The sequence below is a fragment of the Glutamicibacter sp. BW78 genome, from assembly GCF_002332245.1.
Taxonomy (GTDB): domain Bacteria; phylum Actinomycetota; class Actinomycetes; order Actinomycetales; family Micrococcaceae; genus Arthrobacter_H; species Arthrobacter_H rhombi_A.
Genome location: NZ_NRGU01000030.1, coordinates 266,180 through 285,109, shown reverse-complemented (window position 1 = coordinate 285,109; position 18,930 = coordinate 266,180). Strand labels below are relative to the sequence as shown.

Here is an 18,930-nt window from a genome sequence, read left to right as displayed (position 1 = left end):
TGGTGCAAAGCTACCGTCAAGGAATGATGAGGTCAAGAGCGGTGCTCTCTTAAGTTGACAGTGCTCCCAGAGGTGTCGTTTGATGAGATCATGACTAGGACCTTGACGCCGCGCGAACAAGCCAGGGAGCGCACCATGGCCGAAATTCTGCGTATCGCCCGTGAACAACTGGCTGCCGAGGGGCCCGCCGCGTTATCGCTACGAGCCGTGGCCCGGCAGTTGGGTATCGTCTCCTCGGCCATCTACCGCTATGTTTCCAGCCGGGACGAACTGTTGACCCTGCTGATCGTCGAGGCGTATTCGGATCTGGGCGAGCAGGTTGAAACGGCAGTGGCCGATGCCCCGGCACACCCGCTGGAGCGATTCGAGGTGCTGGCCCGGGCCGTTCGCAGCTGGGCGCTGGGCGATGCCGCCCGCTACGCCTTGCTGTTCGGGACCCCGGTCCCGGGCTATACAGCACCGGCCGCACTCACGAACGAAGCAGGTACCCGGGTCGTGGTTGCCCTCTTCACGATTCTTGACGAGGCCTGGAACAACGGGACCATCACGACGGCGGCCAGTGGCTCCGATGGGCAGCAAGAAACACATATCCCGGTGCGGCTCGGCCAGGACCTCGAGGCGATCAGACAAGAATATGGAATCGCCATGCCCGCAGAACTGGTGGCCCGGGGCTTCAGCTGTTGGTCGGGTCTGTTCGGAGCGGTCACCTTCGAAGTTTTTGGTCACTACGGGCCAGCTACTTTCGGCGACCCCGGGGAGATCTTCGAACAAACCGTCAGGCTCCTGGCCACACAGGTGGGGCTGAACCCTGGATCTTCTGCAGTCGGTGGGATCTAGCGGCGGTAGAAGTCATCGGAGAAGGTCTCCACCGAGTCGTCGTCGCCCTCGGAGGTGGCCGTGCTGTCGGGGACCTCGGTTCCTTCGGCCCCGGCGTCATTGCTCGTCTCGGCGGGGGACTTGCGCTCGTCGAGATGCAGATGGTTTCCCAGCATGCGCACCACCACCGAAGCGCCAATGAACGTGGTGCCCAGGGGGATGACGGCGGTGCTGAAAATCGTGCTTAACGCCCTCAAGGCGTTGGCGGTGACCATGTCTTGCGGATCGACCTTGTCGAAGAGGAACTGCAGGAGGTTCATCGAGAGCAGCTGCAGTGCCACACCGATGATGAGGATCGCGACCCCGTAGATCATGAGTTTGAACGAAATGCGTTTCATCGGTGTTTCCCCCGGTCCTCTGGATGCTCCCGACGGCTCCTCGCCGGTGCCTTATTCCTCTCGAGCCTACCCACCGGGGCCGCCCCGACGGGTGCCAGCGGATCCGCGCCCCGTGGGCAAGGGGGAATAGAGTCGGAACATCGACAGTCACTGCGGCGAACCGGGGCCCGCCCACGGGCGCCGGGACAAGGATGGATCATGAGTGCCCAGACCACAGCAGTTCCCTGGCGGCGGGCGGGGGAGCGTAGCTATGCCCTGCGTCTGGAAGGCTTTGCCGTCAATGCCGGTCTGGTGATCGGTGATGGACGGGCGGCTGTCATCGATTCAGGGGCAGGGCCGGCCGAAGCCGCCGAGTTGTACGCGGCGGTCCGCACCCTGACCGACCTGCCCCTGGTGCTGATCAATACCCACGCACACGGTGACCACTTCTTCGGCAATGCCTACTTCCGCGCCCAGGGCGTGGTCGATATCTGGGGCCACGCCGTAGCCGCCACGTCGATCGCCTGCCACGGCGCCGCACAACGCGACCTGGTGTTGGAAGTGGACCCGGCCATGGCTGCGGCCCGCGGTCCACACACCGAAATTCTTGCCCCGAACCGAACCGTGGGAACCGACAGCGTGGAACTGGATCTTGGCGGATGGTCCATCACGCTCTTCCACCTCGGCCCCGCCCATACCGAAGGGGATCTGCTCATCGCTTCCGGGGATGTCCTCTTTGCCGGCGATCTCGTCGAAGAGGGGGCCAAACCCCAATTCGGGGGCTCCTTCCCCGACTCATGGAACGAGGCCCTGGGACGGCTCATGGCCCTGGGTGGAAGCCACCCGGTGGTCGTGCCCGGACATGGGGAGTTCGTGGACCTGGATTTCGTACGGGACCAGCGGGAGGAGCTTCGCACGGCCATCAAGCTGTGCCGTGTCGCGCTCGAAGACCGCTCCACCGACCCGGCCCGGGTCATTCCCTCCCTGCCCTATGCCCCGGCGCAGTCGCGGCACCTGCTTCGCCGGGTGAGGGACACCACCGGGCCGCAAGGGGAGTAGAGACATCACCTCGACCTCGCTCCCCGGTGGGGGGACTTCTCTACGGACGCTGATCTTCCGGATCTACGCGCCGTCTCTGCTCTATGCTGTGGGCCAGGGCAGCATCCTGCCGGTCATCGCGCTGAGCGCCCGCGGCCACGGTTCAACGGTTGCCGAAGCAGCATTGGTCATCACACTCATCGGTGTCGGATCGTTGATCACCAACATCCCCGCGTCCCTGCTCATCGCCCGGCTCGGCGAGCGCACCGCCATGATCGGTGCAGCGCTTTGGGCCAGCGCCGGCATGGTGGCCTGCCTGAGCGCCGTCAACCTGGTCCTCTATGCTGCCGGGGTGCTGATGATCGGGATGGCCGGCTCCGTCTTCAACCTCGCCCGGCAGAGCTACCTCACCGATGCGGTGCCGATCACCTACCGGGCCCGGGCCATGTCGGGACTGGGTGGAACCCTGCGTATTGGGCTGTTCATCGGCCCTTTCGTCGGTGCAGCCACCATGCACTTCCTCGGCCTGCACGGGGCCTACTGGGTCGGGTTGGTGGCCATGGTTGCCGCCGCCGGGGTCTGCATCGGCATCCCTGAACTCCAGATCCCCGACGGGACGGGGCATCAGGGAACCGCCGGAACCGGTGCCCGCCCGGCGCCGGAGGCCGCGACGGTCACCCTGGGGACGATTCTGGCCGCGCACTGGCGCACCTATGCCACGATCGGGACGGCCATCATGGTGATCTCCGCGGTGCGGGCCACGCGCCAGGCAGTCATCCCGCTCTGGGCCGAGCACCTGGGCATGGACGCCTCTGCCACCTCACTGATTTATGGCATCTCCGGGGCGGTGGACATGCTGGTGTTCTATCCGGCAGGGGCCATGATGGACCGGCGGGGTCGGACCTGGATTGCCGTGCCCTGCATGGTGGTCATGGGTGTTGCCCTGTCCCTGATGCCCTTCACCCATCAGCCCTTGACCCTGTTGCTGGTGGCGATGTTGTTGGGGCTGGGCAATGGGATCGGTTCGGGTCTGGTCATGACCTTGGGCGCCGATCATTCACCATCGGTGGGTAGGCCGCAGTTCCTGGGCTTCTGGCGGCTCATCTCGGATCTGGGAGTGATGTCTGGGCCTGTCCTCCTGTCGGCGGTCACGGCCGTTGCCAGCCTGGGTGCCGGCGTCTTCGCCATCGCGGTGCTTTCCTTCGCCGGGAGCGGGCTCTTCGCCTGGTTCATCCCGCGCCAGGCACCACCTGGAAGTCTTGATTCCCGCAGGGTGCGGACCCCCGGAGGGTAGTCTCCCGTTTTAGGACAGGGGGGCGCGCCCCCGGGTCTGATGGGAAAAAACCCCACATAGCAGTCCGAAGAGGCTGCCCGCAGCACCGATGATCAGCAGTGCCCCCGCGACGAGGAACCAACTGCGCGCCGAGGTCCCCGCCGTCGGGCCCAGATGCGTGACGAACAGATACACCGCCGCCGAACCAAGGAACCCGAGGATCCCCGGAAACCACAAGAGAGTAGGCCAGATTCCGGAGGAGGACCAGGAGGAGTCTGGTCCTTTCCAGCGGTTCCACCCCGGCTGCCTGCGGAGGATGATCAGCCCGGCCAGCAACCCCCAGAAGCCGGCCACCAAATAGGCGGCAACCACGTCGGAGGGCCGATGCCAGCCCAGTGCGAACGTGGAAATACCGGTCACCGCAGCATAGAGTCCGCCACAGGTGGCGATCAGGGGGCGCCACCGGGGGGACGTCACCAGGAAGACAGCGATCAGCGCTGACGTAGCCACCGTGGTGTGTCCCGAAGGGAACGAGTTCCCGGTGGCCTCGGAAATACCGAGGTTCGGTCGGACGAGCACGAGGTGCTTGAGCACCTGGGTGCTGCCGACGGCCGCACCGAAGGACAGGGCGGCCACGATTGGTGCCTGCAGGTCGCGCCGCAGGATGGCGGCAGCCAGCAACGCCACCAACGCCACGATGCCGGAGATCAACGGCAGCTGGTTCAAGAATGACAGGGCCGCAGCACGGGCCGTATCGCTGTCCAGGAAGGCCGTCGCACCCCGCAGGGCATCATCGTCGGCCTGCTGTCCCGTGGCGGTGAGCACGAACGCCCCATAAGCCACACTGAACAGTCCGGCGACCAACAGCATCGCCAGAATCCACAACCCAGGATTGCGGGCTGCACGGTGGGGCGGTCCGCCCTGAATGGGGATTTCCCTGGTCTCGTTCATATCGCTCCTAGCATCCCATGAGCCGGGCGGGTTCGGGCGGACCCGCCGCCGATACGATGGTGTGATGGCTACACCGGATAACGCATCGCGCACCCCAGGCGTTCCCGCGCCGGAGTCACGCGAGATCAATGCCACCGAGGGTCTCCCCTCGCTCGAGGAAATCATGGCCTCGGCCCATATCGTGTCGCTGCCGTTGCGGGTGCGTTTCCGGGGAGTGACTCACCGCGAGGTCCTGCTCCTGGACGGGCCTGCCGGGTGGGCAGAATTCTCCCCTTTCCTCGAATACGACGACGCGGAGGCGGCACCGTGGTTGCGCTGCGCCCTCGAAGCCGGGTGGCAAGGATTCCCCGCACCCGTGCGGACCAGCATCCCGGTCAACGCGACCGTCCCCGCGGTTCCGGCCTCAGGTGTCCAAGCGGTGCTGACCTCTTTTGATGCCACGCACACGGTCAAAATCAAAGTCGCCGAACGAGGTCAAAGCCTGAACGACGACGTGGCGCGCGTCGCGGAAGTCCGTCGTTTGCTGCCGGATGCGGCACTCCGGGTTGACGCCAATGCGGGGTGGAGCCACGAACAAGCTCTCGAGGGCCTCGAAGCGCTCGCCGGTTTCGACCTGCAATACGCTGAACAGCCCGTCGCCGGCATCGCCGGGCTGCGTCGTCTGCGCCTGGAGGTCCTGCACCGGGGGCTCGGCGTAAAAATCGCCGCCGACGAATCGGTGCGCAAGGAATCGGATCCACTGGCGGTGGCTCGGGCAGATGCCGCTGATCTGATCATCGTCAAGGCCCAGCCTCTGGGAGGGGTCCGTGCGGCCCTGCGGATCGTGGCCGAAGCAGGTCTGCCTGCCGTTGTCTCCTCGGCGTTGGATTCCTCCGTCGGGATCCGTACCGGGGTGGCCTTGGCAGCAGCTTTACCCGCGCTGCCCCACGCCTGTGGGCTCGGGACGGTGTCCCTCTTTGCCGACGATGTCTGCACCAACCGGTATGAAGCCCATGAGGGGTCGCTTCAGGTCCGCGACGTGGTCGCCGATCAAGAACTGCTGCGCCGGCATGCTGCGGCTCCTGAACGGCAGCATTGGTGGAGGGAACGCCTACGGCGCTGTGCCGGGCTTTTGGGGCCCCGCCAGTCATAGGATGGGGTGATGACGTTGTCGGAAAGTCTCCTGACCTCCATGGACGCGGCACGGTTCGCCGTAGGGACCCTCACCGAGGACGGGGTCCGTGAAGTTGTGCTGTGCCCGGGCTCCCGTAGTGCCCCGCTGGCGTATGCGCTGGCTGAGGCCGAGACCCGGCGAGAGGTGCGTGTGCACATCCGTATCGACGAACGGGACGCCGGTTTCACCGCCTTGGGGATGTCGCTGGCCACGAGCCGACCGGTAGCGATCGTGACCACCTCCGGCACCGCGGTGGGGGAGCTGCTCCCTGCCGTGATGGAAGCCAACCACGCGGCGGTGCCCTTGGTGGTCGTTTCCGCCGACCGTCCGGAGGAGTTGCGTGGAACGGGGGCCAACCAGACCACCGACCAGGCCGGCCTGTTCGGGGTGCATGTGCGGTACTGCGTGGATATCCCCGCTGGTCAGGATCCGTCACCGGACGTCAGACGTGCCCTGTTGGCTGGCGAAGGGCTACCCCTTGCAGGTTCCAAAACCGGAGTGCATGCCGTGGACGTCAGCACCCCCACTCCGGCCTCGAGGGCGCTGCGTCCCGCCGTCCAACTCGCTGCCCGAGGTCCGGTACACATCAACCTCGCCTTCCGGGACCCGCTCATTCCGGACACTGACGAGAGCCGTGAAGACCTGATGGATGCCCCCGGGCGCGGCACAGTAGCTGGGCAGGACACCGCAGCGGCCGAGGACCTGCCGTCGGGCAAAGTGCTGGAACAGTTCCGGGAGGTGGAGCTCGAGAGTCGCCGCACGGTGGTCATCGCCGGGCATGACGCCACCGCCGTAGCCGAACGATTCGCCAGGGTATTGGGCCTACCGCTTTTGGCTGAGCCGAGTTCGAACGCCCGTTTCGGTCCCAACGCGATCGGTCCCTATCGGGTACTGATCCCCGAGTTCGACGCCAGGATTGAACGGGTCGTGGTTTTTGGCAGGCCGACGTTGAATCGTCAGGTGGGACGGCTGCTGGCCCACCGCGAGCTGCCCCCGGCACTCTACGTCCCAGAGCCGGTGGCCTGGTTCGATGCTGGACACCGTGGAGACCGGGTGATCACCGAGTTAGGCGAGCTGGCGGGCTTCGCCGGTCGGGGACCCGCTACCTGGCTCAACGAATGGACCACGGCTGCACAACGGGCCACCACCATCATCGCGGAGGCGACGTCGGCGACGGAGCTGACCGGACTGGATTTGGCGGAATTGGTCTGGAGCGCCGACACCGGGCCGTTGGTCCTCGGCTCCTCCAATGCGATCCGCGATGTCGACCTCGCCGGCATCCCCGGCCGTGCCGGTCGTGCCGTCTACGCCAACCGCGGGCTCGCAGGAATCGACGGGACCCTAGCCACCGCCACGGGTATCGCCCTGGGGACACAGCAATACGTCGGGGAACGCACCACGGTCCTCGTGGGGGATGTGACCTTCCTCCACGATGTTGGAGGCCTGTTCATCGGTGCCGGCGAGACGGTGCCGGTGATGGACCTGGTGGTGCTCAATGACGGGGGTGGGGCGATCTTCTCCACGCTCGAACATGGTGCCCTGGCCGAGCAGCCGGCCTATGCGCGGACCGTGGAACGCTATTTCGCCACCCCACACAGCGTGGACCTGCGCGCACTGGCCGCAGCCTACGGCTTGGACTACGTCCGTGTTGAGGACCGCCGGGCCCTGGAAGCCGTCCTGGCTGCCGGTCCGACGGCCGACTCGGAGGTGCGCCGCCGCATTGTCGACGTGAGGATCGACCGGGCCGGAGTGCGCGGACTACACCAGAGCATCATGGCAGCCGTCGCTGAAACGCGGGGCCGTCAGAGCACCGGGGAGGCCAGCAGCCCAACGGATAGCGTGGCTGCCGCCAGAGCAGGAGCCACGCTATCGGACCAGTGACGTGGGGTTAGAGGACCTTGGAGAGGAAACCCTTGGTGCGCTCGTGCTGAGGATTGCCCAACACGTCGTCGGGTTTGCCCTGTTCGACGACGACTCCGCCGTCCATGAACACCACCCGGTCACCGACCTCGCGGGCGAATCCCATCTCGTGGGTCACCACCATCATGGTCATGCCCTCGTCGGCTAGTTGGCGCATGACGGCCAGCACGTCACCCACCAATTCGGGGTCGAGCGCCGAGGTCGGCTCGTCGAAGAGCATCATATCCGGGTCCATCGATAGCGCCCGGGCGATCGCCACGCGCTGTTGCTGGCCACCCGAGAGCTGGTTGGGGAATGCCTTGCCGCGATCTGCGAGCCCGACCTTCTCCAGATTCCCCTGCGCGACCCGACGGGCTTCGGCCTTTCCGCGCTTCTTGGCCCGGCGCTGGGCCAGAACCAAATTATCCAACACGTTCAGGTGGGGGAAGAGGTTGAACTGCTGGAAGACCATGCCAATCCGGGTACGGACCTTGTTCAGATCCGTCTCCGGGTCGGTGATGTCGATCCCCTCAACCAAGATGGTTCCCTGGGTCGGTTCTTCGAGCCGGTTCACGCAACGCAGCAACGTTGACTTGCCCGAACCGGAGGGCCCGATCACGCAAACCACCTCGCCCTGGCCGACATGGAAGTCGATACCGGTGAGGACCTCGTTGTCACCGAAGCTCTTATGCAGGCCGCGGACCTCGATGGCCGGATGGACCGCCACTGATTCCTGTGAGTTCATGGGCCTTACCGTCCTCTGTTTTGGTGGCGTTCGAGCTTGGCCACGAGCTGGGTCAGCGGCAGCGTGATGACCAGATACATCAGACCCGCCATGATTAGCGGGGTGGAGTTGCCGTATTGCGACAGCGCATCGCGGGCAAAGGTGGTCAGCTCCCGGTCTGCCAGCGCCATGCCCGCGATGAACAGCAGTGAGGTGTCCTTGATGATGATGACCAATTCGTTGGTCAACGGAGGGGTGATGATGCGGAAGGCCTGAGGAAGCACCACGGAGACCATGGTCCAGCCCGGCGCCATCCCCAAAGAACTGGCGGCCTCACGTTGGCCCGCAGGAACCGCTTGGATGCCGGCACGGATGGTCTCGGCGATGTAGGCGCCGGAGACCAGGATCAAACCGATCAAACCCGCGCTGGCGCTACCTCCCGGTGGATTCCAGCCAAAGGCCAAGGGGACGGCGAACGCCATGCCGAAGATGACCAGTAGGGCCGGCAGCCCGCGGAAGAGTTCGATGTAGGCGGTCGCGATCCACCGGTAGGGGCCAATCGGGGCGAGCTTCATGAGGGCGAGCAGAAGGCCCAGGAACAGTCCACCAACGAAGGCAACGGCCGTGTAGATTACGGTGTTTTTTGCAGCCACGATGATGATCTGGGGGAAAAGCTGTTTGGCGATGTCGACGTCGAGGAAGTTGTATCTGATCTCCTTCCAGTCTGCGATGAACAGCAGCGACACCACGACGAGCAGCAGGATGACGTAGAGGCTGCCACGGAAGAGGCGCCTGCGGGTGGAGGGTTTCAACGATGTTGCCTTCCGGGTGTTGTCAGGGGTTCGCCCCGGGGAGAAACCCCCGGGGCGAACCCGTCTGGGCTACTACTACTTCGTGGAGAAGTACTTGTCGTAGAGCTCGTCGTACTTGCCGTTGTCCCTGAGCTCGGCGAGCTTGGCGTCGAGCTCCTTGAGCAGGGCCTCGCCGCCATCCTTCTTCACGGCGAAGCCATACTGCTCGTCCGTCTTGAACTTCGCGACGATCTCGAATTTATCGCCCTGAGTGTGCTCGAGGTTGACCGGGAGGTCCTGCAACACCGCGTCCACACCCTTGGACTGCAAGGCCGGGAAGATCTCGGCGTCCGAGGGATAGGCCTTGATCTTCGCGTCCTTGGGTGCGTTCTCGCGGGTGTACTTCTCGCCCGTGGTGCCCTGCTGGACGCCCACCTTCTTGCCGGCCAGATCATCGATGGACTTGATATCCGAGCCCTTGGGCACCAGCAGCGACTGTTCGGAGTCGTAGTAGCCATCGGTGAAGGCGAGCTTCTTCTCGCGCTCCGGGGTGATCGTCATGGCACTGGCCCCCATATCGCACTGTCCCGAGGCGAGCACGACGCCGGACTGCAGACCGTCGAAGCCGACGTCCTTGATGGCCAGCTTCAGGTCCATGGCCTTGGCGATCTCGCCCACCATGTCCATGTCGAAGCCGGTGTATTCACCGTTTTCCTCATATTCGAAGGGCTTATAGGGGATGTCCGAGCAGACCGTCAGGGTGCCCGCGGTCACCAGTCCCAGATCATCGCCGCCAGCCGAGGCGGACGTTTCGCTTCCGCCGTCCGAGCCGCCGCAAGCCGTCAATGACATCAAGGCAACGGCCGAAACGGCCAGAGCTTTAGTGAAGCTGGAGTGAATCCGCATGTAAGTGTCCTTCTCGAGTGAACCGACGGACATCCTCGCCGGGATGGCCAGTGTAGCCCGGGAATGGGCTGAATGAGATGTTCATCACAAGCTACAGTGGTGTCGCTCCAGTAAACAAGTTGTTTTGGTGACAAAAAGATTACAAATTGAGCGCTTCACGCATGGGGCGCATTTTCGCCCACGACTCGGCCAACTCGGCGGCCGGATCCGAGGCGGCCACAATGCCACAACCGGCATAGAGGCGCACGCTCGTCGGGGATTCGATGACTCCACCCCGCAAGGCGATGCCGAACTCCCCGTTGCCCATGGCATCGACCCACCCGACAGGTCCTGCGTAAGGGCCGCGGTCCATCTTCTCCAACCGAAGAATGAGGTCAGCGGCCGTCGCCGTCGGTGTGCCGCAAACCGCCGCAGTCGGGTGCAGGACCTCTGCCAGATCCAGGGCCGACGGTGAGGTCCCATCGTCGTGGACACGCAACTGCGCTTCGACATCTGAGGCCAGATGCCAGACGTTGGGTAGTTCCAGGACAAAGGGCTCCTCGGGGGAGACCATCCCGGTGACCAGCGGTCCCAGCTCCAGCGTCAACGAATCAATGGCCAACCGGTGTTCGTGGCGTTGCTTCTCGTTCCCCGAGAGCATCCGCTCGGCGTACCCGTCGTCACCGGCCGGTGCCGTGGCCCGGTCCAGGGTTCCGGCGAGGACCCGGGCCCGTGCGGTGTTCCCGGAGACCTTCACCAGCATCTCGGGGGTTGAACCGATCAGTCCGTCGACCGAATAGGTCCAGCAATCGGCATAGCGAAGGGCCAACTCCCGCAGCACCTGGGAAACGGCCAGCGGAGAGCCCAGTTCGGCCACGGCATCCCGGGCGAGGACGAGTTTGGTGAGTTCTCCGGCAGCAATGGCCCGGACACCGGCACGCACCGACTCCTCATATTGGTCCTCCGAAACCCTGCCGGGGACCAGCTGGTCACTGCCGGGGCTGAGGTCGCGCTCGATGGAGGTCTCCTCGAGTAGTCCAGCCAGTTCGGCCTCGGCCGTGGCAGCACTGAGTTCGGCCTCGGGGTCGTCGGTGATCAGGGTCAACCAACCGTGATCCCCGGATCGCCCCACCAGCACGCGCGGGACGATCAGCCGTGAAGCATGGGCGCTGGTGCCCGAGAAGGCGATGGAGGAAAAGGCGACCGGCCCGGTTCCCGGCTGGTCGACGTCGTCCTGGACCTCAGCGGCGGTCGAGACGTCGGCCCACCACCGCCGGAGCCTGCGGAAGCGATCCGGCCCGTCGGCGACGAAGCGGACCGCTTCCCCGAAACCGACCAGGCCCTCGCCACGCCGGCCCCAGACGAGGGAATCGTCGCGGACGAGCAGGTCCAGCAGCGAGCTTTCCTGCCCGGGGGCGCGGGGGATGGTGATACTGCGCAGCCGGGGCGCGGGTGCGTCCTGCATCTGCGCGCTACCGGTTTCCGGCGCGACGGAGCCGGGAAGATCAATGTTCATGATGGCTCCAGCCTACCCGCGGCCGTGGGGCGCTTTTCGCCCTGACGTCGAATTTTGAGATACTGAGAACATGAGTCGTGCATCGCTGGAAAAACGTCCAGAAGAAGTCCAAGCCATGTTCGATGACGTTGCACCGCGTTATGACTTGGCCAATGACATTCTCTCCTTGGGGCAGGCGCGGCTGTGGCGCAAGATCGTCGTGGACGCCGTTGGGGCCCAGCCCGGTCAGCGAGTGCTGGATCTGGCGGCAGGAACCGGGACGTCTTCGGAACCCTACGCCGATGCCGGGATCGAAGTTGTGGCCTGCGACTTCTCGTTGGGCATGCTCGAGGTCGGTAAACGGCGCCGCCCGGATATCGATTTCGTGGCAGGGGACGCGATGAATCTGCCATTCGCCGATCATAGCTTCGACGCAGTGACCATCAGCTTCGGCCTCCGCAACGTCAGCGATCCCCAGAAGGCGCTGGCCGAGATGCTGCGCGTGACCAAACCGGGCGGGCGCCTGGTGCTGTGCGAGTTCTCCCATCCCACCTTCGCGCCTTTCAGGACCGTCTACACCGAATACCTGATGCGGGCGTTGCCGACCGTGGCCCGGAAGGTCACCTCCAACCCCGCCGCCTACGTGTATCTCGCGGAATCGATCCGTGCCTGGCCGAACCAGGAAGGCCTGGCCGGCTGGGTTGCCGAAACCGGGTGGGAAAACTGCAGGTACCGCAATCTCAGCGGCGGCATCGTCGCCGTGCACCGGGCCACCAAACCGGTGGCCCCCCAGTCCGCCGCCCGTCCGGCCGGCTAGCCACTTTGTCGACAAAGGAACACCCGTGTCTGTATTGATCGTCGGGGCCGGGCCTGCCGGCTCGACCGCAGCCAGCTATCTGGCCCGTGCCGGCATCGAGGTGACGGTCTTAGAGAAGACCGCCTTCCCCCGGGAGAAGGTCTGCGGGGATGCCCTGACCCCGCGCGCCGTGCGCGAACTCGCCCGTCTCGGAGTCGACCATTCCGAGACGGGCATCTGGCGCCGGAACCAGGGGCTGCGCTTGGTCGCGGGTGGACGTTCATTGGAGATCCCCTGGCCCGAACTCAGCGACTTCCCCGACTACGGACTGATCCGTACCCGCGAAGGATTCGACGAAACACTCGCCCGTCACGCTCAGGCCGGTGGCGCCCGGGTGCTGGAACGCCACGGCGTTTCCGACGTGGTCCGGGACGTGACGGGCCGTGTCACCGGCGTCAGCGCGAACATCTTGGACGAGCGGGGCCGCAAAACGGGCCAGACCCGTGAATTCCACGCCGATATCGTCCTGGCCGCCGACGGGAACTCAACACGTACTGCGGTCAGTAGCGGACTGCATAAGCGCGATGACCGTCCGATGGGCGTGGCCTACAGAACGTATTTCACTTCCCCACGACACGATGACGACTGGATGGAAGGCTGGCTCGAACTACCGGATAAGTCGGGGCGCCCGCTGCCCGGCTATGGCTGGGTCTTTGGGGTCGGCGACGGAACCTCCAACGTCGGATTGGGCATCCTGAACTCCACCCGCGAGTTTGGCAAGATGGACTACCGCCAGGTGCTGCGTGATTGGACGGCAGGCATGCCTGGAGAATGGGGATTCACCGAGGAGAATCAGGTCGGACCCATTCGCGGGGCCGCCCTACCGATGGGGTTCAACCGCACCCCGCACTACACCCCGGGACTGATGCTGCTCGGCGATGCCGGAGGCATGGTCTCGCCCTTCAACGGAGAAGGAATCAGCTATGCGATGGAATCGGCGCGCATGGCCGCCGAACTGGTGATCGACGCCCATTCGGGTCTGCACGGTACGACACCGGGAGCTCGGGAGGCACTGCTGGCTTCCTACCCCGACATGGTGCGGAACGCCTGGGGCAGCCATTTCACCCTCGGTCGCCTGTTTGCCCGCCTCATTGGCAACCCGAAGATCATGAAGCTGGCGTTGCGCACCGGCATGAGCACCCCGGCGCTGATGCGGTTCGTCGTCAGGATGCTCGCCAATCTCACCGACGAGGGTGGACGCGCTTTTGAGGATAGAGTGATCCATGTGCTGGAACGGCTGGCCCCGCCCACCGAAAACCGGCAGGCTCCCAGGGCACGGCCCGAGAAACGACCCACCCAGATGACAAGCAGGTCCTAGAACCGTGAATGATTCCCCGACCAACTGGACGACCGCCGGACACGGTGTGCCCGAATCCGTTGACCTGTTCGCGGAAACCTCGGCCATCGCCGCCGGCATCAACCTGCCGCCGGGATTCCGAGCCGTCGCCGAGGACGAAGAATTCGGCCCCGCCATTTCCCAGGGCATGGCCAAGGTCGAGAAGGTGCTGCGCGCCGCCGTCGCTAATTCCGATCCGCTCATCGACGCCACGAGCCGTCACCTGGTCGAAGCCGGCGGCAAGCGTGTCCGCCCACTGCTGGTCATCCTGACGTCACTGCTGGGTGAAGGAGTCACGGCTGAGACCATCAAGGCGGCTGCCATCGTCGAACTCACCCATCTGGCCACGCTCTACCATGACGATGTGATGGACTCGGCCTCCTACCGGCGCGGGGCCCCCACCGCCCACGAGGTTTGGGGCAATTCAACGGCCATCCTCACCGGTGACTTGATCTTCGCCCGGGCATCGGTCATCGGCTCCGAACTCGGGCCCCAGGCCGTGGAACTGCAGGCCAAGACGTTCGAGCGGCTCTGCCTGGGGCAATTGCACGAAACGGTCGGTCCCCGTGAGGGGGAGGATCCGGTGGCGCACTACCTCGACGTGATCGGGGATAAGACGGCATCGCTGATTTCCACCTCGGGCGTCTTTGGCGCGCTGTTCGGCGGGGCAGCCGAACATGTTGAGGTCATGCGTGACTATGGCGAGAAGGTGGGGGTGGCCTTCCAGCTGGCCGATGATGTCATTGACGTCACCGGGGCCCAGGTGGCTTCGGGTAAAACCCCCGGAACCGATCTGCGAGAAGGCGTCCCCACCCTTCCGGTGCTGCTCCTGCGTGAAGCCGCAGCTGCGGGGGACAGGTCCGCGACCGAGGTATTGACGCTCGTCGACGGCGATCTGTCCAGTGACGAGGACCTGGCCCGCACCGTGGCGGCACTAGCGGCCCATGACGTCACCCAGAAGTCTTGGGCGGTGGCCCGCCAATGGTCTGCCGACGCCATTGCGGCGCTGGCTCCCTTGCCCGAAGGGCCGGTGAAGTCCTCGCTGGCGGCCTTTGCCGAGGCTGTGGTCTCGCGGGAGAACTAACTGCGCGGGCTGGCTCGCACCGCAGGTGGGGCTCAGCCGAGTTCGGCGAGGGCTGCCGACAACTCGGTGGCCTTGCGGGCCCTGATATCAGCGGGTACCCGATGGCGTAGCTGGCGGTAGAGGTTATCGTCCCAATAGCGCGGAAAAACGTGTTGGTGGTAGTGCCAGACATGTTGGTTTCCGGCCGGCTCATTATGTTGACGGGTCGAGGTGCCCTCCGGATTCCACGCCAGTTTCATGGCCAAAGCGAGTTTGCGCGTCATGATCATGATCGCTGCAGCGACGCTATCGCCCAGATCGTAGAGGGACTCCAGATGGGCGGCCGGAATGACCATGGCATGCCCGCCGTAGTCACCGAATCCATCGCAGGCCATGATGACGGCGACGGTCGGGTCGCTGTACACCAGGTCGGTTGGCACACACAGGTTGTCTTCCGACAGCGGTCCTCCGGCCAGTAGCTCGCAGAAGGGGCAGTTGTACCCGGGCGGCTCATGACTTCCATAGGGGTGCGCCGGCACGTGTGCTAGACCTCCAGTTCGGGTTCCAGCTCCTCGAAGACCCACTCGAACATGTCGAGTACGTATTCGCTGAAGGTCCCCTCCTCGCTGTCCCACGATCCATTGGAATTACGACGGCGGTGGACGATCGGATCCGGGATGTCCAACTGGTCGGCGCGGAAACCCCAGACATGTTGTTCATCCTCATCTTCCATGAACAGCAAATAGCCGTCCTCGATCTCCAGCTCATCCGGGTCGAAGAAGAAGTAATAGGCCTCCATGAGGTCATCGCAAGCGCCGACCGCCAAATAAAACTCCTGGAGCACCTGGGGGATCTCGACGCCGGCCTCGGAGAGCTCGTCCCCGAGCTCTTCGGAGGTCAACCCATCCTGTGAAACCCACTGGTCATCAAGATATTTGGGAATCAGGGAACGGAACTTCTCCACGAACATTTCAGCCATGCCTAAATACTATCGGTCCCGGGAGTCAGTAGACGTCGCGGGCCGAAAGCGCCAGCCACAACTGGACCCGGTCCGGGGTGTTCGACGGGTCATAACCACTGAGGTCGGCGATCTGTTGCAGCCGGTACCTGACGGTGTTTCGGTGCAGACCCAGTGCTTCGGCGACCGTGCCGACGCTGCCGTTGAGCTCCAGGAACCGCCGCAGGGTGAGCATCAGGTCGGAGCCGTGCGCTGCATCGAAATCAGTCAACGGTTCCAGGGCCTCGGCCGCAAGGGCCTGCAGGGGCACGTCATGGGCTGCCAAGAGGAGCGACGTCAACGAAATTCTTGAGGGGTGGTTGATCCGGGCCCCATGACGGAGCGCCTCGATGGCTTCGAAGTAGCTCCAGCGCAGACCCGTCACCTGGGCGTAGGAACCTCCGTAGGAGACCCTGGCAGGGATGCCGGCACCGGAGAGGTAAGCGGCAAACTCCGTGGCAGCGGCTTCGCCGTCCCCGGCTTCGAGCACCACTGCGAGCCGGTCCTCGACCATGGCCGAGACGCCCTTCTCCCGTCCGGGCGGCAGCGGCAAGGTGGATAAGGCCCGGCTGCGCGGTCTGACAGCTTCAACCAGCAGGATGGTGTGGGCGGCATGGGGAGCGATGCCGATTGCTTGCAGGCGCAGGGCGGCATCCTGGCCCTCGACCGTTCCACGGGTCAGGTCCGTGAGCACCTGCCCGCTGGTGGTCCGGTGGGATTCACGAAGCCGAGCCCGCCCGGCCAGTTCGACACTGATCAACGACTGCGCGTATTCGATGAGCCCCCCGCCAGCCTCCTGTCCTTCCAGGAACAGGGTGCATCGATCTTGCAGCCCAGTGGAAACGGGTATGCTCTGCCAGCCATCGGCAGCCGGGGAGGGGCCGTGGATCCGGGCACCATATTGGGTGAGGGAAACGGGTCGCTGGAGTTGCCGGCCTAGTTCCCGCAGTAGTGGGTGCAGGCCGCCGCCAAGGAGCGCTGAAGCCAGTCGCTGGTGACCCTGCAACAGTCGTTCCATCCGGGCCACGTTTTCGGCGGCCAGCGCTTCGGCCAGGATCCGGGTGATGGCCACGAAGGGTGTCTCATAGGGGACCTCGAAGAGCGGCAGGCCCACCTCCGCCGCACGCCGGATGACCGCCGCAGGAACCTTGGTGTGGGTCAGCCCCGTCCCATAGCCCAGGGCCACCACCCCGGCGTGGACGGCATGGTCGACGAAGCCGGTTTGGGAGGCAACGGTCTTCTGCCGGACGCCGGTGGTGAGCAGGACCTCTCCGCCGGCCAGGAACGGTGTGGGGTCCGCCAATTCGGTGACGGCGGCCCAAGAGAGGGGATGGTCTTCGGCGTCGTCGACGCCGGTCAGAGGCCTCAGATTCAGGGTGGGGGAGGACAGCAGTCCGGAAAGCGTCATCGCCATGTCTGCCAGTCTAGTCGGTGATTGTGCATTGGCCTTATGCGTACCGAGATCGTTGGGTGTTATGACGAACGCGACTCGAGGTAATTGTGACGAGGGCAACAGCAGTTTACGGTGTATGACATGACCACTCCATCTCAGGCCGGGGCAGCGACAGCCAAGAGCCATAAACGAGAAACTTTCTCCTCGCGCAAGTTGTTCATCATTTCGGCCATCGGTTCCGCCGTCGGCTTGGGCAATATTTGGCGTTTCCCTTACGTTGCCTACGAAAACGGCGGCGGCGCCTTCCTGATCCCGTATCTGGTGGCCCTGCTGACGGCAGGCATCCCACTGCTCTTCCTGGACTATGCGGTGGGGCATAAATATCGCGGCTCAGCACCGCTGGCCTACCGGCGCATGCACCGTGCCGCCGAACCGCTGGGCTGGTGGCAGGTGCTGATCTGCTTCGTCATCGCCATCTACTATGCGGTCATCATCGCGTGGGCGGCGATGTACACGATCTTCTCCTTCAACAAGGCCTGGGGCGACGACGCGGACACCTTCTTCTCCAGCGACTTCCTGAAGGTCGCAGAAGTCCCCGGGCTGAGCTTCGACTACGTACCGGGGGTATTGATCCCGCTGTTCATCGTCTGGGCCGTGATCATCGCCATCATGGTCCTGGGTGTCCGGCGGGGCATTTCGAAGGCCAACAGCATCTTCCTGCCGCTGCTCGTCGTCATGTTCGTCATCCTGGTCGTGCAGGCATTGTTCCTGCCCGGGGCCATGGACGGACTGAACGCTTTCTTCACCCCGAATTGGGGCGCCTTGGCGGACCCCGGGGTCTGGGCCGCAGCCTACGGGCAGATCTTCTTCTCCCTTTCCATCGCCTTCGGCATCATGATCACCTATTCCTCCTACCTCAAACGCAAAACCGACCTGACCGGATCCGGTTCAGTGGTGGCTTTCGCCAACTCCGGTTTCGAACTGCTGGCGGGCATCGGCGTCTTCGCCGTGCTGGGCTTCATGGCGCAGGCCCAGAGTGTGGCGATCGACGATGTCGTCAGCGGCGGCATCGGGCTGGCCTTCGTGGCGTTCCCGACGATCGTCTCGCAGGCACCCTTCGGTTCGGTGCTGGGCGTGTTGTTCTTCGGGGCCTTGGTCTTCGCCGGCATCACGTCGCTGATTTCCATTCTCGAGGTGATCGTCGCGGCCATCCAGGACAAGCTGGCTTGGGGGCGTGTTTCTTCCACCCTGGTGGTGACCGTACCCATCGCCTTGATTTCATTGGTGCTCTTCCCCACCACCACGGGGTTGCAGTTGCTGGACACCACCGACGCCTTCGTCAATAGCTTCGGCATCATGGCGGTGGCCTTGGCAGCGGTCATCGTGGTGACCGTCGGGGTGACCAAGCTGCCGGCACTGCACGAGCACCTCAACCGCACGTCCAGCCTCAAAATGGGTGGGCTCTGGCGGATCTTGCTCGGAGGCCTGACGCCGATCGTGCTCGGCTACATCCTGATCTCCGAGCTGCAGGACAAGGCCACGGAACAGTACAGCGGATACCCTGCCTGGTTTAACGGAGTCTTCGGATGGGGGATGGCCGGTTCGCTGATCGTCATCGCCCTCTTGCTGACGCTCGTTCCCTGGAGCAAGAAATCCAAGGCCAATAACGACCCGGAATACGACGTAGTCAAGGCCGACGAGGATGCGTATACGGCCGCGAAAAACAAGGAGACCCAGCCATGACACCCATTGCGATCACCATGCTGATCATTGCCATCGTGACGGTCTGGGGCGGTTTGGCGCTTGCGCTGATCAACCTCTCCCGCCACCCCGAGGAGCCCCAGGACGACCTGCCCGAGAACATCGCGCCCGAGCTCTAGCCT

General features: G+C 64.5%; 19 protein-coding genes. 10 read left to right on the top strand and 9 right to left on the bottom strand.

The genetic code is table 11. The features are described 5' to 3' along the window. Nucleotides 1–90 precede the first annotated feature (90 nt). Nucleotides 91–837, top strand: coding sequence for a TetR/AcrR family transcriptional regulator (locus tag CIK75_RS05785; protein WP_087000856.1), 747 nt, complete (start codon nt 91–93; stop codon nt 835–837). Here the strand turns inward: CIK75_RS05785 and CIK75_RS05780 are convergent. Further along, the gene (locus tag CIK75_RS05780; RefSeq protein WP_087000808.1) at nt 834–1,214 is read right to left on the bottom strand and encodes a hypothetical protein; all 381 of its coding nucleotides are present in this window, start codon (nt 1,212–1,214) and stop codon (nt 834–836) included. The two genes, CIK75_RS05785 and CIK75_RS05780, sit on opposite strands and share 4 nt — an antisense overlap. 198 nt (nt 1,215–1,412) lie before the next feature. On the opposite strand from CIK75_RS05780, the gene CIK75_RS05775 reads away from it, so the two are divergent. Beyond that, complete coding sequence (locus CIK75_RS05775; RefSeq protein ID WP_087000811.1) at nt 1,413–2,252, top strand: MBL fold metallo-hydrolase; 840 nt, start codon at nt 1,413–1,415, stop codon at nt 2,250–2,252. Nucleotides 2,253–2,340: 88 nt separating this feature from the next. Continuing rightward, nucleotides 2,341–3,525, top strand: a complete 1,185-nt coding sequence (locus CIK75_RS05770) for an MFS transporter (protein WP_241895311.1) — start codon at nt 2,341–2,343, stop codon at nt 3,523–3,525. Nucleotides 3,526–3,534: 9 nt separating this feature from the next. Here CIK75_RS05770 and CIK75_RS05765 read toward each other — a convergent pair whose 3' ends face one another. Further along, entirely contained in the window at nt 3,535–4,455 is a 921-nt protein-coding gene (locus CIK75_RS05765) for a phosphatase PAP2 family protein (RefSeq protein ID WP_158225904.1), read from the bottom strand. Between the two features lie 64 nt (nt 4,456–4,519). Here CIK75_RS05765 and CIK75_RS05760 point away from each other — a divergent pair, with 64 nt between their 5' ends. Beyond that, complete coding sequence (locus CIK75_RS05760) at nt 4,520–5,587, top strand: o-succinylbenzoate synthase (RefSeq protein ID WP_087000817.1); 1,068 nt, start codon at nt 4,520–4,522, stop codon at nt 5,585–5,587. Between the two features lie 9 nt (nt 5,588–5,596). After that, complete coding sequence (locus tag CIK75_RS05755; protein WP_087000819.1) at nt 5,597–7,489, top strand: thiamine pyrophosphate-binding protein; 1,893 nt, start codon at nt 5,597–5,599, stop codon at nt 7,487–7,489. Between the two features lie 7 nt (nt 7,490–7,496). On the opposite strand, the gene CIK75_RS05750 is transcribed toward CIK75_RS05755, so the two are convergent. From CIK75_RS05750 to CIK75_RS05735, 4 genes are all read right to left on the bottom strand, one after another. After that, nucleotides 7,497–8,252, bottom strand: coding sequence for an amino acid ABC transporter ATP-binding protein (locus CIK75_RS05750; RefSeq protein ID WP_087000821.1), 756 nt, complete (start codon nt 8,250–8,252; stop codon nt 7,497–7,499). 5 nt (nt 8,253–8,257) lie between these two features. Next, nucleotides 8,258–9,043 (bottom strand): amino acid ABC transporter permease, encoded by a 786-nt coding sequence (locus CIK75_RS05745; protein WP_087000823.1) that lies wholly within the window; start codon nt 9,041–9,043, stop codon nt 8,258–8,260. 75 nt (nt 9,044–9,118) lie between these two features. After that, nucleotides 9,119–9,928, bottom strand: coding sequence for a basic amino acid ABC transporter substrate-binding protein (locus CIK75_RS05740; protein WP_087000825.1), 810 nt, complete (start codon nt 9,926–9,928; stop codon nt 9,119–9,121). A 139-nt stretch (nt 9,929–10,067) separates the two neighbouring features. Beyond that, nucleotides 10,068–11,423 carry an isochorismate synthase gene (locus CIK75_RS05735; RefSeq protein WP_241895309.1) on the bottom strand — a complete coding sequence of 452 codons (1,356 nt, stop codon included), beginning with the start codon at nt 11,421–11,423 and terminating at the stop codon, nt 10,068–10,070. 70 nt (nt 11,424–11,493) lie between these two features. Between CIK75_RS05735 and CIK75_RS05730 the strand changes: the two genes are divergently transcribed. From CIK75_RS05730 to CIK75_RS05720, 3 genes are read left to right on the top strand one after another with little or no spacing between them, the layout of a single operon-like run. After that, the gene (locus CIK75_RS05730; RefSeq protein ID WP_087000827.1) at nt 11,494–12,219 is read left to right on the top strand and encodes a demethylmenaquinone methyltransferase; all 726 of its coding nucleotides are present in this window, start codon (nt 11,494–11,496) and stop codon (nt 12,217–12,219) included. Then, nucleotides 12,104–13,576, top strand: a complete 1,473-nt coding sequence (locus tag CIK75_RS05725) for a geranylgeranyl reductase family protein (protein WP_342744407.1) — start codon at nt 12,104–12,106, stop codon at nt 13,574–13,576. The genes CIK75_RS05730 and CIK75_RS05725 overlap by 116 nt, the downstream gene beginning before the upstream one ends. Nucleotides 13,577–13,580: 4 nt before the next feature. Further along, on the top strand, nt 13,581–14,678 hold the full coding sequence (locus CIK75_RS05720; RefSeq protein ID WP_087000831.1) for a polyprenyl synthetase family protein: 1,098 nt from the start codon (nt 13,581–13,583) through the stop codon (nt 14,676–14,678). A 32-nt stretch (nt 14,679–14,710) separates the two neighbouring features. Here CIK75_RS05720 and CIK75_RS05715 read toward each other — a convergent pair whose 3' ends face one another. The 3 genes from CIK75_RS05715 to CIK75_RS05705 form a co-directional block, all read right to left on the bottom strand. Next, nucleotides 14,711–15,097 carry an HIT domain-containing protein gene (locus CIK75_RS05715; RefSeq protein ID WP_342744408.1) on the bottom strand — a complete coding sequence of 129 codons (387 nt, stop codon included), beginning with the start codon at nt 15,095–15,097 and terminating at the stop codon, nt 14,711–14,713. Between the two features lie 104 nt (nt 15,098–15,201). Beyond that, nucleotides 15,202–15,636: a hypothetical protein gene (locus tag CIK75_RS05710; protein WP_087000835.1), complete on the bottom strand. Its 435-nt coding sequence runs from the start codon at nt 15,634–15,636 to the stop codon at nt 15,202–15,204. Between the two features lie 25 nt (nt 15,637–15,661). Beyond that, complete coding sequence (locus CIK75_RS05705; RefSeq protein ID WP_087000837.1) at nt 15,662–17,068, bottom strand: PucR family transcriptional regulator ligand-binding domain-containing protein; 1,407 nt, start codon at nt 17,066–17,068, stop codon at nt 15,662–15,664. Nucleotides 17,069–17,188: 120 nt separating this feature from the next. Here CIK75_RS05705 and CIK75_RS05700 point away from each other — a divergent pair, with 120 nt between their 5' ends. Further along, nucleotides 17,189–18,790, top strand: a complete 1,602-nt coding sequence (locus tag CIK75_RS05700; RefSeq protein WP_087000839.1) for a sodium-dependent transporter — start codon at nt 17,189–17,191, stop codon at nt 18,788–18,790. Continuing rightward, nucleotides 18,787–18,927, top strand: coding sequence for a methionine/alanine import family NSS transporter small subunit (locus CIK75_RS05695; RefSeq protein WP_087000841.1), 141 nt, complete (start codon nt 18,787–18,789; stop codon nt 18,925–18,927). Before CIK75_RS05700 ends, CIK75_RS05695 begins: the two co-directional genes overlap by 4 nt. Nucleotides 18,928–18,930: the final 3 nt, after the last annotated feature.

Bases quoted from the DNA above. Each gene is read 5' to 3' on its own strand.
- CIK75_RS05760 (WP_087000817.1), top strand. From the start codon at position 4,520: ATGGCTACACCGGATAACGCATCGCGCACCCCAGGCGTTCCCGCGCCG.
- CIK75_RS05700 (WP_087000839.1), top strand. From the start codon at position 17,189: ATGACCACTCCATCTCAGGCCGGGGCAGCGACAGCCAAGAGCCATAAA.
- CIK75_RS05735 (WP_241895309.1), bottom strand. From the start codon at position 11,423: ATGAACATTGATCTTCCCGGCTCCGTCGCGCCGGAAACCGGTAGCGCG.
- CIK75_RS05695 (WP_087000841.1), top strand. From the start codon at position 18,787: ATGACACCCATTGCGATCACCATGCTGATCATTGCCATCGTGACGGTC.
- CIK75_RS05775 (WP_087000811.1), top strand. From the start codon at position 1,413: ATGAGTGCCCAGACCACAGCAGTTCCCTGGCGGCGGGCGGGGGAGCGT.
- CIK75_RS05755 (WP_087000819.1), top strand. From the start codon at position 5,597: ATGACGTTGTCGGAAAGTCTCCTGACCTCCATGGACGCGGCACGGTTC.
- CIK75_RS05710 (WP_087000835.1), bottom strand. From the start codon at position 15,636: ATGGCTGAAATGTTCGTGGAGAAGTTCCGTTCCCTGATTCCCAAATAT.
- CIK75_RS05765 (WP_158225904.1), bottom strand. From the start codon at position 4,455: ATGAACGAGACCAGGGAAATCCCCATTCAGGGCGGACCGCCCCACCGT.
- CIK75_RS05785 (WP_087000856.1), top strand. From the start codon at position 91: ATGACTAGGACCTTGACGCCGCGCGAACAAGCCAGGGAGCGCACCATG.
- CIK75_RS05705 (WP_087000837.1), bottom strand. From the start codon at position 17,068: ATGGCGATGACGCTTTCCGGACTGCTGTCCTCCCCCACCCTGAATCTG.
- CIK75_RS05730 (WP_087000827.1), top strand. From the start codon at position 11,494: ATGAGTCGTGCATCGCTGGAAAAACGTCCAGAAGAAGTCCAAGCCATG.
- CIK75_RS05740 (WP_087000825.1), bottom strand. From the start codon at position 9,928: ATGCGGATTCACTCCAGCTTCACTAAAGCTCTGGCCGTTTCGGCCGTT.
- CIK75_RS05750 (WP_087000821.1), bottom strand. From the start codon at position 8,252: ATGAACTCACAGGAATCAGTGGCGGTCCATCCGGCCATCGAGGTCCGC.
- CIK75_RS05780 (WP_087000808.1), bottom strand. From the start codon at position 1,214: ATGAAACGCATTTCGTTCAAACTCATGATCTACGGGGTCGCGATCCTC.